Source organism: Azospirillum sp. A1-3, from assembly GCF_023806445.1.
GTDB lineage: Bacteria > Pseudomonadota > Alphaproteobacteria > Azospirillales > Azospirillaceae > Azospirillum.
The window spans coordinates 291,622-305,321 of the sequence record NZ_JAMSLU010000002.1; the positions used below are offsets into that span (position 1 = coordinate 291,622).

The 13,700-nt window shown below is 66.7% G+C and carries 12 protein-coding genes; 6 read left to right on the forward strand and 6 right to left on the reverse strand.

Annotated elements, in window-relative coordinates; all coding sequences use genetic code 11:
* Positions 1 to 137 precede the first annotated feature (137 nt).
* From M5E06_RS14740 to pcaB, 6 genes are all read left to right on the forward strand, one after another.
* A complete protein-coding gene (locus M5E06_RS14740) occupies positions 138 to 1,244 on the forward strand; it encodes a 4-oxalomesaconate tautomerase (protein WP_252138800.1) in 1,107 nt (368 codons plus the stop codon).
* A 29-nt stretch (positions 1,245 to 1,273) separates the two neighbouring features.
* Positions 1,274 to 2,653 carry a C4-dicarboxylate transporter DctA gene (dctA, locus tag M5E06_RS14745; RefSeq protein WP_252138801.1) on the forward strand — a complete coding sequence of 460 codons (1,380 nt, stop codon included), beginning with the start codon at positions 1,274 to 1,276 and terminating at the stop codon, positions 2,651 to 2,653.
* Positions 2,654 to 2,718: 65 nt separating this feature from the next.
* Entirely contained in the window at positions 2,719 to 3,579 is an 861-nt protein-coding gene (locus tag M5E06_RS14750; RefSeq protein ID WP_252138802.1) for an HTD2 family dehydratase, read from the forward strand.
* Between the two features lie 10 nt (positions 3,580 to 3,589).
* Positions 3,590 to 4,789: a CaiB/BaiF CoA transferase family protein gene (locus tag M5E06_RS14755; RefSeq protein WP_252138803.1), complete on the forward strand. Its 1,200-nt coding sequence runs from the start codon at positions 3,590 to 3,592 to the stop codon at positions 4,787 to 4,789.
* 3 nt (positions 4,790 to 4,792) lie between these two features.
* On the forward strand, positions 4,793 to 5,620 hold the full coding sequence (locus M5E06_RS14760) for an HpcH/HpaI aldolase/citrate lyase family protein (RefSeq protein WP_252138804.1): 828 nt from the start codon (positions 4,793 to 4,795) through the stop codon (positions 5,618 to 5,620).
* 27 nt (positions 5,621 to 5,647) lie between these two features.
* Entirely contained in the window at positions 5,648 to 6,997 is a 1,350-nt protein-coding gene (gene pcaB / locus M5E06_RS14765; protein ID WP_252138805.1) for a 3-carboxy-cis,cis-muconate cycloisomerase, read from the forward strand.
* A gap of 361 nt (positions 6,998 to 7,358) precedes the next feature.
* Here the strand turns inward: pcaB and M5E06_RS14770 are convergent, their stop codons facing one another.
* The 6 genes from M5E06_RS14770 to hyi all read right to left on the reverse strand — a co-directional run bounded on the left by M5E06_RS14770 (position 7,359) and on the right by hyi (position 13,680).
* Positions 7,359 to 8,558: an IS256 family transposase gene (locus M5E06_RS14770; RefSeq protein ID WP_252138806.1), complete on the reverse strand. Its 1,200-nt coding sequence runs from the start codon at positions 8,556 to 8,558 to the stop codon at positions 7,359 to 7,361.
* On the reverse strand, positions 8,521 to 9,162 hold the full coding sequence (locus M5E06_RS35850) for a transposase family protein (RefSeq protein ID WP_353654330.1): 642 nt from the start codon (positions 9,160 to 9,162) through the stop codon (positions 8,521 to 8,523). The genes M5E06_RS14770 and M5E06_RS35850 overlap by 38 nt, the downstream gene beginning before the upstream one ends.
* Positions 9,098 to 10,549 (reverse strand): pyruvate kinase, encoded by a 1,452-nt coding sequence (gene pyk, locus M5E06_RS14775; RefSeq protein WP_252138807.1) that lies wholly within the window; start codon positions 10,547 to 10,549, stop codon positions 9,098 to 9,100. Before pyk ends, M5E06_RS35850 begins: the two co-directional genes overlap by 65 nt.
* Before the next feature lie 3 nt (positions 10,550 to 10,552).
* Positions 10,553 to 11,833 (reverse strand): glycerate kinase type-2 family protein, encoded by a 1,281-nt coding sequence (locus M5E06_RS14780; protein ID WP_252138808.1) that lies wholly within the window; start codon positions 11,831 to 11,833, stop codon positions 10,553 to 10,555.
* A 127-nt stretch (positions 11,834 to 11,960) separates the two neighbouring features.
* Positions 11,961 to 12,860 carry a 2-hydroxy-3-oxopropionate reductase gene (gene glxR / locus M5E06_RS14785; protein WP_252138809.1) on the reverse strand — a complete coding sequence of 300 codons (900 nt, stop codon included), beginning with the start codon at positions 12,858 to 12,860 and terminating at the stop codon, positions 11,961 to 11,963.
* 31 nt (positions 12,861 to 12,891) lie between these two features.
* Positions 12,892 to 13,680, reverse strand: coding sequence for a hydroxypyruvate isomerase (hyi, locus tag M5E06_RS14790; RefSeq protein ID WP_252138810.1), 789 nt, complete (start codon positions 13,678 to 13,680; stop codon positions 12,892 to 12,894).
* Between the last annotated feature and the right edge of the window lie 20 nt (positions 13,681 to 13,700).

The following is a 13,700-nucleotide window of genomic DNA, read 5'->3' on the forward strand; positions in this document are numbered from 1 at the left end:
ACTCCGCCCGCACCTGGATTGATGCGTATAATGGAATAATATCGCGAATCAATGCATTTCACAAATATGGTTCGAAGTCGGAATATCGGTGCATCGGCTTTCTTCGCTGCCGGCGAAATCAAGAGAAACCAAGCGCCATGACCCATCTGATGAACCGCCAGATCGGCATTCCCTGCGTGATGATGCGCGGCGGGACCTCCCGCGGACCCTTCTTCCTCGCATCCGACCTTCCCGCCCTTCCGGCGGAGCGTGATGCTCTCCTGCTCTCGGTGATGGGAGCGGGGAACGATCTCGGGATCGACGGCATCGGTGGTGGCAATCCGCTGACCAGCAAGGTCGCCATTGTCGGACCCGCCACCAGGGCCGGTGCGGATGTGGATTACCTGTTCGCCCAGGTGCGGGTGCAGGAAGGCGTGGTCGACACCTCACCCAACTGCGGCAACATGCTGGCCGCCGTCGGCCCCTTCGCCATCGAGTCCGGGCTGGTTCAAACGACGGACGGCGTCACGGTGGTGCGCATCCACAACGTCAACACCGGCAAGCTGATCGAGGCGCGTGTCCAGACCCCCGGCGGCCAAGTCGTCTATGAGGGCGAGGCCATGATCGACGGTGTGCCCGGCACCGCCGCTCCCATCCACCTCGCCTTTCTGGATGCTGCCGGCGCCAACACCGGCCGGCTGCTGCCCACCGGTGTGCCGGCCGACGTGATTGACGGTATTGAGGTCTCGTGCATCGACGCGGCCATCCCGGTGATGCTGGTCCATGCCGCCGACCTCGGCAAGACCGGCTATGAACCTGCCGACAGCTACCGGGCCGATCGGAAGTTCATGACCCGGCTGGAGGCGCTGCGCGTCGAAGCCGGCCGCCGCATGGGGTTCCCCAACACGGCTGGGATGGTGATCCCCAAGCCCGTCCTGCTGGCCCCGCCGACGCGCGGCGGCACGTTGAGCGTGCGCTATTTCATGCCGCACGACTGCCACCGGGCGATGGCCATCACCGGCGCCGTCGCCACCGCCACAGCCTGCACCATTCCCGGAACCGTGGCCGCCGCATTGGGTGGGCTGCTTGCCATGCCCGGCGACGTCACTTTCGAACATCCGGCCGGGCGGCTGACCGTCCGCCTTGAAGCGGGTGTCGGCCGAGCTGCCCCCGTCGCCGGCATCCTGCGCACCGCGCGGCGCCTATTCGAGGGAACCGTGTTCGCACGGCCCTCGACCCCGCCGCGGGCCGCCATGGCGGCCTGACCCCACAGCATTACAGAGGAGGAAACGCCATGCGTCTACAAACGGGAGCTCATACCCCGACGCCTGCCAAGTCCAAGGCCATCTACAAGGCCCTCTATTTCCAGGTCGTCGTCGGCCTGACCCTCGGCATCCTGGCGGGCCATTTCTGGCCGGACATCGGGGCCTCCCTGAAGCCGCTCGGCGACGGATTCGTCAAGCTGGTCAAGATGATGATCGCCCCGGTGGTCTTCTGCACCATCGTCAGCGGCATCACCAGCCTCAACGACACCCGCGAGATCGGCAAGACGCTGGTCAAATCGATGGCGCTGTTCTACGCGCTGACGGTGGCGGCACTCCTCATCGGACTGGCGACGGTCCTGATCATCGAACCCGGCGTGGGCATGCACGTGTCGCCGTCTTCGCTCGACCCCGCGGTGGCCGCGCGCTTCGCCAAACAGGCCGCGCCGGTCGGCTTCACCGATTTCGTGCTGCACATCATCCCGCATTCCTTCTTCGGTGCCTTCGCCGAGGGCGAGGTGCTGCCGGTGCTGCTGATCTCCGTCCTGGTCGGCTTCGGGCTGACGCGGGTCGGCAAGGCCGGCGAGCCGGTGGTCCAAGGCATCGAGTCCTTCTCCCACGTGCTGTTCGCCGCTTTCGGCTTCATCATGAAGCTGGCCCCGATCGGCGCGTTCGGCGCGATGGCCTTCACCGTCGGCAAGTACGGCATCGAAAGCATCGGCTCGCTCGGCCTGCTGATCCTCACCTTCTACGTCGCCTGCGGCGTCTTCCTGGTGGCGATCATCGGCACACTGGCCCGGCTGCACGGCTTCAGCCTGTGGAAGATCCTGCGCTACTTCCGCGAGGAACTGCTGATCGTGCTCGGCACCTCGTCCTCCGAACCGGTCCTGCCGCGCGTGCTGCAAAAGCTGGAAGCATTGGGCTGCAAGAAGGGCGTCTCCGGCCTGGTGCTGCCCATGGGCTATTCGTTCAACCTGGACGGCACGGCGATCTATCTGACCCTGGCCTCGCTGTTCATTGCCCAGGCCTGCGACATCCACCTGTCGGCCGGCCAGATCTTCACGATGCTCGGCGTCATGCTGCTGACCTCCAAGGGTGCCGCCGGCGTCACCGGCAGTGGTTTCGTCGCCCTGGTCGCCACGCTGACGGTGATGCCGGATCTTCCGGTGGCCGGCGTCGCGCTGCTCGTCGGCATCGACCGCTTCATGTCCGAGGCCCGTGCCCTGACCAGCATCATCAGCAACTGCGTGGCCAGCATCGTCGTCTCGATCTGGGAGAACGCCTGCGACCGCGATGTCCTGCACCGCGAGCTGAACCAGAGCTACGCCAGCACCGAGCGGACCCTGGAGGAGAAGGGCGACATCGCCGCCCTGCAACTGAACACCCGGGCTCCCGCCCAGCCGTCGCACTGATCCCCCGAAGATCGCCCCCAAGGGGGCTCTGCCCGGAAGCCGCAAGCAAGTTCGAGGACGCCACCATGAACGCCCCGACCATGACCGCGAACGACTGGATCGGCCGGACCGAGACCGTGTCCGACACCGTCACCGCCACCCCCTACGCCGCGCTGTCGGCCACGCTGGACCGGCCCGCCGAGCGCCCCGCGGCCGGCACTCCGCTCCCGCCGCTGTGGCACTGGCTCTACTTCCTGCCGCTGCACCGCCAGTCGGAGATCGGGCCGGACGGGCATGCCAAGCGTGGCGGCTTCCTGCCTCCGGTGCCGTTGCCCCGCCGCATGTGGGCGGGCAGCCAGTTCGAGTTCCACAGCCCCCTGCGCGTCGGCGATATCCTGACCCGGACCTCCACCATCCATGACGTGACCGAGAAATCCGGCCGCACCGGTCCGCTGGTCTTCGTCAAGGTCCGCCACGAGATCCGCCGCACCGGCGAGACCGACGTCGCGCTGACCGAGTTCCACGATATCGTCTACCGCGAGGCCGCCACGCCCGGCGATACGCCGCCGGAGCCGCGGCCGGCTCTGGCGGACGCGGCCTGGGAGCGCCGCTGGGTACCCGACGACGTGCTGCTGTTCCGCTATTCGGCACTGACCTTCAACGGCCACCGAATTCACTACGACCGGCGCTATGTGACGGAGACGGAGGGCTATCCGGGGCTGATCGTGCACGGACCGCTGATCGCTACCCTGCTGCTCGACCTGTTGCGCCACCAGCGGCCGGAGGCCGAGGTCGCCTCCTACAGCTTCAAGGCGGTGCGGCCGACCTTCGACATCAACCCCTTCTCGGTGTGCGGCACGCCATCGGCCGATGGCAAGACGCTCCGCCTGTGGGCCGAGGACCATGAGGGCTGGCTGACCATGGACGCCACCGCGGTCCTGAAGTGAGGAGGAGATCATGAAAGCCGCCACCATGAAACCGTTGAACGGCATCACCATCGTCACCTTGGAACACGCCATCGCCGCCCCCTTCGCGACGCGCCAGCTCGCCGATCTCGGCGCCCGCGTCATCAAGGTGGAACGCCCCGGCGTCGGCGACTTCGCCCGCGGCTACGACGAGCGGGTGCGGGGTGTCGCCTCGCATTTCGTGTGGACCAACCGCTCCAAGGAAAGCCTGACCCTCGACGTCAAACACCCGGAGGCGCAGGCGATCCTCAAACGCCTGATCCACGAGCAAGCCGACGTGGTGGTGCAGAACCTCGCCCCCGGTGCGGCCGCCCGCCTCGGCCTGTCCTACGAGGCGCTGTCCGCTGGGAAGTCGGGGATCATCGTCTGCGACATCTCCGGCTATGGCGGCGACGGACCGTACCGCGACAAGAAGGCGTACGACCTGCTGATCCAGGGCGAATCCGGCTTCCTGTCGGTGACGGGCACGCCGGAAACGCCGTCCAAGGCCGGCCCGTCCATCGCCGACATTTCCGCCGGCATGTACGCCTACAGCAACATCCTGGCGGCGCTCCTGCAACGCCAGCAGACCGGACGCGGCTGCAAAATCGACGTCTCCATGCTGGAGTCACTGGTGGAGTGGATGAGCTACCCGCTCTACTACGCATTCGAGGGCGCACCGCCGCCGGCCCGCACCGGCGCCAGCCATGCCACCATCTACCCTTACGGACCCTTTCCGGCCGGTGACGGCAAGACCGTGCTGCTCGGCTTGCAGAACGAGCGCGAGTGGGTGGCCTTCTGCGAGACGGTGCTGCAATGCCCCGAACTGGCGCGGGAGGAGCGCTTCTCCAGCAACTCCCGTCGCAACGCGGCGCGCGACGAACTACGCGGAATCATCGTGGCGGCCTTCGCTGGCCTGACCGCCGAGGAGGTGGTCACCCGGCTGGAGAAAGCCTCCATCGCAAACGCCCAGGTGAACACCATGGAGGACGTCTGGCATCACCCGCAACTGGCGGCCCGAAACCGTTGGCGCACGGTGGAGACCCAGTACGGGCCGGTGCCGGCCCTGCTGCCGCCCGGCATGGTGGGGGGTCCGGGGGATGAGCGTATGGACCCTGTGCCGGCGCTCGGCCAGCACACGGATGGAATTCTGGCCGAGTTGGGTTACGCGCCCGGCGACATCGCCCGGCTGCGCAGTGAGAAGGCGATCTGATCCATGGCCCTCCCCGTCACCTATCTGTTTGTGCCGGGCAACCGGCCGGACCGCTTCGACAAGGCGGTCGGCTCCGGTGCCGATGCGGTCGTCCTCGACCTGGAGGACGCCGTGGAGCCCGGCGCGAAGGCCATCGCACGCACCGCGGTGCGCGATTGGCTGGACGCCGGTCCGCGCCGCGAAACGCCGGTGCTGGTCCGCATAAACGACGAGACGACGCCCTGGTTCGTCGATGACTTCGCGCTGTTGCACCAGCGCGGCATCTCCGGCGTGATGCTGCCCAAGGCCGAGAGCGCCGGGCAGGTCGCTCGGGTCGGCGCGGCGCTCGCCTCTACCGGTGGAAGCGTGGTTCCGTTGATCGAGACCGCCCGCGGCCTGCGCGCCGTAGATGAGATCGCCGCCACCGACGGCGTCCAGCGCCTCGCTTTCGGCACGCTCGACTTCGCCGTGGATCTCAACCTGTCTGGGGACGAGCGTGGTCTGACCGGACCGGCCCTGGCGATCACCGTCGCCTCGCGCTGCGCCGATCGGGCGCCACCGATCGCCGGAGTTACGGCGGAGATCGGCGACGACGACGCGATCGCCCGCGACGTCGCCTGGGCGCGTGCCGTCGGCTGCACCGCCAAGCTGTGCATCCACCCCCGCCAAGTGGAAGCCGTCCGGCGGGCGATGGCACCCGGCGAGACGGAGGTCGCCTGGGCCCGGAGGGTGATCGTGGCGGCCCGGAACGCCACCGGGGACGCCGCGGGTGCGGTGCAGGTCGACGGCCACATGGTCGACCGCCCCGTGCTGCAGAAGGCGCAGTCCATCCTCGACCGCGTCGCTAACTGACAAATTTTCCTTGGGAGGAGCAGACCCATGCCGTCCACACTCATCGACTCCGCCATCTTCGGCGACATCTTCAGCACCCAGGCCATGCGTGGGGTCTGGTCGGACGAAAACCGCACCCGCAAGTACCTGGACATTGAGGCGGCACTCGCCCGCGTCCAGGGCCGGCTGGGCATCATCCCGCAGGAGGCGGCAGACGAGATCGTCGCCAACTGCTCCTTCGACAAGATCGACATGGCGAAGCTGAAGGCGCAGACCGAACGCATCGGCTATCCGGTGCTGGGCGTCGTCTCGCAGCTCAACGCGCTCTGCCGCGACCGGCTCGGCGAATATTGCCACTGGGGCGCCACCACGCAGGATATCACCGACACGGCGACGGTCCTGCAAATGCGCGAGGCGCTGGACCTTGTGAGCGAGGATCTGGCCGTCCTGTCGGCGTCGCTGGCCGATCTGGCCAAGCGCCACCGCGACACGCCGATGATCGGCCGCAGCAACCTTCAGCAGGCGGTTCCGGTGACCTTCGGCTATAAGATGGCCGGGCTGCTGTCGGCGGTCGAACGCCATCGCGAGCGGCTGGCGCAGCTCCGCCCACGCGTGCTGATGGGTGAATTCGCCGGTGCGTCCGGCACGCTGGCGTCCCTGGAGCATGGCGCCATGGAAACCCAGGCCGGGCTGATGGAGGAGTTGGGGCTCGCCCAGCCGGTGATCGCCTGGCACACCATCCGCGACACCATTGCCGAAGTCGGCTGTTTCCTCGGTCTGGTCGGCGGTACGCTCGGCAAGCTGTCGATGGACGTGAAGCTGATGATGCAGACGGAGGTCGGTGAGGTCTACGAGCCCTATGCGCACGGCCGCGGGTCGAGCAGCACCATGCCGCAGAAGCGCAACCCGATCTCCAGCTGCTACATTCACGCTGCGATCTCCGTGGTGCGCCAGCACACGGCGGCCCTGCTCGACGCCATGGTGGCCGACCACGAGCGGTCGACCGGTCCGTGGGAGATCGAGTGGATCGTCCTGCCGGAAGCCTTCTGCCTGCTGGCCGGCGCCCTGAAGCAGGCGCGGTTCGTGGTCAGCGGCATGGAGGTCGATGCCGAACGGATGCGCGCCAATCTGGACATGACCAACGGGCTGGTGGCATCGGAGGCGGTGATGATGGGGCTCGGCCGCCACATCGGCCGCGAATACGCCCACGACCTCGTCTACGACCTGTGCCGCGAGGCGGTGCGGCAGAACCGGCCGCTGCTCGACCTGCTGGCCGAGACGCCGGAAGTCAGCGCCTGCCTCAGCCGCGCCGAACTGGCCAAACTGTGCGACCCGGCCAATTACCTAGGACAGTCCGGTGTCATGGTCGATCGTGTGCTGGCCCGCATGAACAGCTGATTGGGCCGTTCAGGACAGGCTCACATGAACCAAGCGCAGGTTGTTGGTTGTTTTCGCCTGGGCAAACGGGGCGCCCGCCATCCCGGCCAGTGTTGTCAGGCTGCGCGAACCGTTCCTCCTGCGCGGTGCCTGTCGGGACTCCTCCAGAAGGGCGTTATGGGCGCCCCGTAGAAGACAAAGCACCGGGAAATTGCAGGAAGGCCCTGTGCTCGATGGCTGAAAGAGGCGGGCTGTCAGCAGCCTGCCTTTAGATGTCGGAGGGCAGCTATCGGTGCTGCGCCAAAAGCTCTAGATCGTGCCCCTGAGCGTGGTGTAGGAGCTTGTTCGCTCATCAGGTTCTCCGGCCGGTCTGGCCAGGTGGTCAGGCGGCCACAGCGGGCAGGCTGACGATGGGATCATCGCCGAGCGGGGCGATGGTTTCCAGCGTCATGTATCGCGCCCGCTGAACGGCCCATTCATCGTTTTGCTCCAGCAGAATCGCACCGATGAGCCTCGTGATCGCTTCCTCGTTCGGAAATATGCCGACAACCTCGGTGCGTCGCTTGATCTCGCCGTTGAGACGTTCAATCGGGTTGGTCGAGTGGAGCTTGGCCCGATGCTCCCTGGGAAAGGTCATGTAGGCCAGGACGTCTTCTTCCGCTTCATCCATCAGGTTGGCCAGCTTCGGCAGCTTGGCCCGAACCTGATCGGCCACTTGCCGCCATTGCGTGCGTGCGGATGCCGCATCATCCTGCGCGAAGGCGGTGGCAATGGAGGCGGCGACGACGCGCCGGCCGCTCTTGCCGGCATGGGCAAGCGCGGTCCTGGAGAAATGCACCCGGCACCTTTGCCACGTCGCCTGGAAGACGCGGGTGACCGCCGCCTTGATGCCGCCATGGGCGTCGGAGATCACCAGCTTGACGCCGCTCAGCCCCCGGCGTTTCAGCTTGCGCAGGAACTCGATCCAGAAGGTCTCGGCCTCCGACGGACCGATGTCCATGCCCAGGACCTCGCGGCGGCCGTCGGTGTTGACCGCCACGGCGATGGTGACGGCGACCGAGACGATGCGCCCGTTCTGGCGCACCTTCACGTAGGTGGCGTCGAGCCACAGGTAGGGCCAATCGCCTTCGATGGGACGGCCGAGGAAGGTCTTCACCCGGTCATCAATCTCCGCACACAGTCGGCTGACCTGGCTCTTGGAGATGCCGGACATTCCCATCGCCTGGACCAGATCGTCCACCGAGCGGGTCGAAATGCCCTGGATGTAAGCCTCCTGGATCACCGCCGTCAGTGCCTTCTCGGCCATCCGCCGCGGCTCCAGAAAGCCTGGAAAATAAGAGCCCTTGCGCAGTTTGGGAATGCGCAGCTCGACGGTGCCGGCCCGGGTCTCCCAGTCGCGGTCCCGATAGCCATTGCGCTGGACCAGCCGCTCGGCCGACCGTTCGCCGTGGACGGCGCCGGTCAGGCCCTGCACCTCCAGCTCCATCAGCCGTTCAGCGGCAAAGCCGATCATCTCACGCAGAACATCGGCATCCGCGCCCTTCTCAAGCATCGCGCGAAGCGCCATCATCTCGTCGGTCATCGTGGTCACCCTTCGGTCGGGTTGAGGTGTGGTGACCAGACTCTATCGAAGAACCGCGATGACCGCCCCGCTGTGGATAACCGGTCCGCCTACGCGAGCCATCGGAGGGCGCTGCGGCGGGCTGGTTCCCCACAGCTCCTACACCACCTCGTGGGACGCGACCCCGGCAGTAGAACCGCCGGACCAGCAAGGCAACACGGATCTCATGCCCAAAGGCCGGGAGGTCGGCAGGAGATCGCCGGTATCGGCTGTGAACCACGCGGCTGACGGCACCACAGTGCGGGCAACGAGCACTACCTCGGCGACATTCTGCGAGAATGACAAGGGAGCCGCGGCTGCCGCGCTCGATCTGAAGCACGCGGCAGCCTGGAAGGAAAGAGAACGTCTGCATGTTCCTTCCATGTGGGCAATACCCGCTCTGCTCGCTACCGCAACCCAGACCATCCACGCAAAGTGCGCAAGAACCTCCGAACCAGGGCAAGATCAGACTGGCACATGCATGAGGGGCTGCGATCGTAAAGCGTCGTCCTAGGGCCGGTTCATACGACGGACGCCTCGTCGGATAGGCCATGGCTGGCCTTGACAATGGCCACCCGCAGAACATTCGTGGCGCCCGGCGTGCCAAAAGGCACCCCAGCGGTGATGACCAGATGCTGGCCTGGACCGGCCAGGTTCTCGTGCACCGCAGTCCTGCAGGCCCGATGAACCATTTCCGAAAAATCGCCCACGTCAGCGGTGTGCACCGCATGGACCCCCCACGCCAGCGATAGGCGGCGTGCGGTGGACAGGGCCGGCGTCAGACCCAGCACCGGGACCCCCGGCCGCTGGCGGGCAGCGCGCAACGCCGTCGACCCCGACGTGGTGTAGGCCGCAATCGCAACGGCCCCAACCGTCGCGGCAACTTGCCGCGCGGCGGTCGTGATGGCGTCGGCGGTAGTTGCCTCGGGCTCGGGCCGGGCGGCGTCGGTGATCCGGCGGTGCAGCGGGTCCTGTTCCACCCGGCGGACGATGCGGTCCATCATCGCCACGGTCTCCACCGGATAAGCGCCGGAGGCGGATTCCGCCGACAGCATCACGGCGTCGGCGCCGTCATAGACGGCGGTTGCCACATCGGAGGCTTCCGCCCGCGTCGGCGCCGGCGCGGCCGTCATCGATTCCAGCATCTGCGTCGCAACGATCACCGGACGGCCGAGCGTTCGGCATTGGGCGACGATGCGCTTCTGGGCGCTGGGAACGTCCTCCGGCGGCATCTCCACGCCCAGATCGCCGCGCGCCACCATCACGGCATCCGACATCTCGATGATCGCGCCCAGCGCCGCCATCGCCGCCGGCTTTTCGATCTTGGCGACGATCCCGGCCCGCCCGGCAATCAGGTCCCGCGCTTCGGCCACATCCTCCGGACGTTGCACGAAAGACAGGGCGATCCAGTCGACGCCCAGGCGAAGGCCGAATTCCAAATCGCCTCTGTCCTTGTCGGACAGGGCCGACAACGGCAAGACGACGCCAGGCAGGTTCACCCCCTTCCGATCGGACAGGACGCCGGAGGTGACCGCGACCGTCTCGGCGAAATCGCCACCGCAGCGCTCGATCCGCAACCGCATCTTGCCGTCGTCCAGAAGGATTTCGACGCCGGGCGCCAGCACGTCGTAGATTTCCCGGTGCGGAAGCGTCACGCGCGAGGCATCGCCGGGTGCGTTCGCGGTGTCGAGCCGGAAACGCTGCCCCACCTCCAGCCGCACCCGCTCGTCGGCGAAACGGCCAATGCGCAGCTTCGGCCCCTGAAGATCGAGGAGGATGCCGATCGGGCGCTTCACCTCCCGTTCCAGGGCGCGGATGATGGTGTGGCGGAGCGCATGATCGTCATGGCCGCCATGGCTGAAATTGAGCCGAAAGACATCGACGCCCGCATCATAGAGCGCACGAATGGTCTCGGGTGTCGAACTCGCGGGGCCGAGGGTGGCCACGATCTTGGTGCTTCGCTGACGGCGCATCGCTCACCCCTCCCCTTTGGACGGCGGCGCGCGGCCGTCGATCAGAATGGCTCGGAAATCATTCACGTTGGTCAGCGTCGGCCCCGTCACGACAAGGTCGCCAAGCGCCTGAAAGAACCCATACCCGTCGTTGTCCGCCAGACGCGCCTTGGCATTGACGCCCAGCGCGGCCGCGCGCTTCAGAGTGTCGGGGGCGAGCAGCGCGCCCGCATTGTCCTCCGTCCCGTCGATGCCGTCGGTGTCGGCGGCCAGCGCGTGCACACCGGGCATGCCGTCGAGCGCAACGGCGAGCGCAAGCAGAAATTCGGCATTGCGCCCGCCACGGCCACGGCCACGCACGGTCACGGTGGTCTCGCCACCAGACAGCAGCACACAGGGCCCAGGGGCCGGCTGGCCGTGTTCCGCCACCTGGCGCGCGATGCCGGCATGGACCAGCGCGGTCTGGCTCGCCTCGCCTTCGATGGCGTTCCCCAGGATCAGCGGCGTATAGCCGGCGCCCCATGCCACTTCAGAGGCGCGCTCCAGCGCCATTTGCGGCGTCGCAATCATAATGGTTTTCACATCCCCGCGCATTTCGCTCGGCTCATCGCCACCGACGCGCGCCGCCGACAGGTGTCGAACCACCGCCGGCGGCGGTTCGATCGCGTATTTCCGCAGGATCGCCAGCGCGTCGGCGGTGGTGGTCCGATCGGGCACCGTAGGGCCGGAGGCGATCACCGCGGGATCGTCCCCCGGCACATCGGAAATCACCAGGGAGACGACCCGCGCACGCGTGGCGGCGGCCAGCCGGCCGCCCTTGATGGCCGACAACCGCTTGCGCACGCAGTTCATCTCCCCGATCGACGCGCCGGACCGCAACAGCGCCTTACCCACGGCCTGCTTGTCGGCGATGGACATTCCCGGCGCCGGCAGGGCAAGCAGGGCGGAGCCCCCGCCGGAGATCAGGCAAAGCAGGAGATCGTCAGGCCCCAACTCACCGGCCAGCGCCAGGATGCGGCGGGCTGCCGCCTCGCCGGCCGCATCGGGCACGGGGTGGCCAGCCTCAACCGTCTCGATGACACGGGTCGGCACTCCGTGGCCATAGCGGGTGATTACCAAGCCGGACAAGGGGCCTGACCAATGGCCTTCCACCGCCCGCGCCATCGCGGCGGCCGCCTTTCCCGCACCGACCACGACGGTGCGCCCCCTGGGCGGATCGGGCAGATGTGGCGGAACGCATTGATCGGGCGACGCCGCCGCGACCGCGGCCCGGAACATCGCCTGCAAAAGCTCTTTTGGCTGCATTCTCAAAGTGACCGTTCATTGGGAATGTTGGCTAGGGGAATGTTGGCCGGCGCCGTATCGGCCCTCCGCACACAGGCGACGCCGCCGGGTCCCCGAGGGTTTGCCGCCCCCATGCAGACCACCGTGATTAGAAAGCCGCGCGGTGGTTCTGGCCGACCTCGTGGCCGGCGAGCAGTTCCAGGGCGCGGACAATGCCGGAATGGTCCCAGGCCTTGCCGCCGTTGGCGGCGCAGGCGTTGAACAACTCCTGGCACGTCGCCGTGTTCGGCAGCGACAGGCCGAGCGCGCGGGCGCCGCTCAGTGCGAGGTTCAGGTCCTTCTGGTGCAGCTCGATGCGAAAACCCGGATCGAAGGTGCGCTTCACCATGCGCTCGCCGTGCACCTCCAGCACGCGGGAGGAGGCGAAGCCGCCCATCAGTGCCTGCTGCACCTTCGCCGGGTCGGCGCCGGCCTTGGAGGCGAACAGCAGGGCCTCGGCCACCGCCTCGATGGTCAGCGCGACGATGATCTGGTTGGCGACCTTGGTGGTCTGGCCGTCGCCGTTGCCGCCGACCAGCGTGATGTTCTTGCCCATTCTCTCGAACAGCGGCTTGACGGTCTCGAACGCCTTGTCCGGGCCTCCGACCATGATGGTCAGCGAGGCGGCCTTTGCGCCAACCTCGCCGCCCGACACCGGCGCGTCGAGATAGTCGCAGCCCAGGTCGTTGATCCGCTTGGCGAAGGACTTGGTCTCGATGGGGGAGATGGACGACATGTCCACCACGATCTTGCCCGGCGTCAGCCCTTCCGCGACGCCGTTGGCGCCGAACAGGGCGGCTTCGACGTGCGGGGTGTCGGGGACCATCGTGAAGACGATGTCAGCCTTCTCCGCGACCTCGCGGCTGGAGCCGCAGGCGGTCGCGCCCTTGCCGGTCAGGTCTTCCGGAACCGGATTGATGTCGTAGACGTGCAGGGTGTGGCCGGCGTCGAGCAGGTGCCCAACCATCGGGGCGCCCATGATACCGAGACCAATGAATCCGACTTTCATGTTGTTTTCCTCCTGTCGAATTGTCCGCTGTTTATTGACCCGTCCGGTCCGGCGCGGGGCGCCAGGACAGGCCGGCGCTGGTGCCGGCGGTCGGCTTGTATTCGCAGCCGATCCATCCCTCGTAGCCGAGGCGATCGATTGCATCGAAGACGAAGGGATAATTGATCTCTCCGGTGCCCGGCTCGTTGCGGCCGGGGTTATCGGCAATCTGGATGTGGGCGATCCGGTCGATCAGCAGGCCGATGGTCGGCACCAAGTCTCCCTCCATGATCTGCATGTGATAAACATCGTACTGGAGGAAGAGGTTGTCGGATCCGACCGCATCCATCACGCGTTTCGCATGGGCGGTGGTGCAAAGATGGAATCCGGGAATGTCGCGGGTATTGATCGGCTCGATCAGAAGGCGAATCCCAACCTTCCTCATGGCATCGGCTGCAAAGGAAAGATTGTTCACCAACGTGCGCTCCACGACATCGGCAGGAACGTCCGCAGGAGTCTTGCCGGCGAGGCAGTTGATCTGGGCGCAGCCGAGGGCGGTCGCGTAATCGATTGCCCGTCCGACCCCATCCTGGAATTCACCGACACGGTCCGGCAGCACGGCGATACCACGCTCGCCGGCGTCCCAATCGCCGGCCGGAAGGTTGTGGAGAACCTGCGTCAGTCCGTATCTGTGCAAGCGCTCGGCCAATTCCTCCTTCGGATAGGCATAGGGGAAGAGATACTCCACGCCTTTGAAGCCATCCTGTGCGGCGGCAGCAAATCGGTCGAGAAACACGTGTTCGTTATAAAGCATCGTCAGATTGGCGGCAAATCTGGGCATGGTTCTTCTTCTCGTGAACA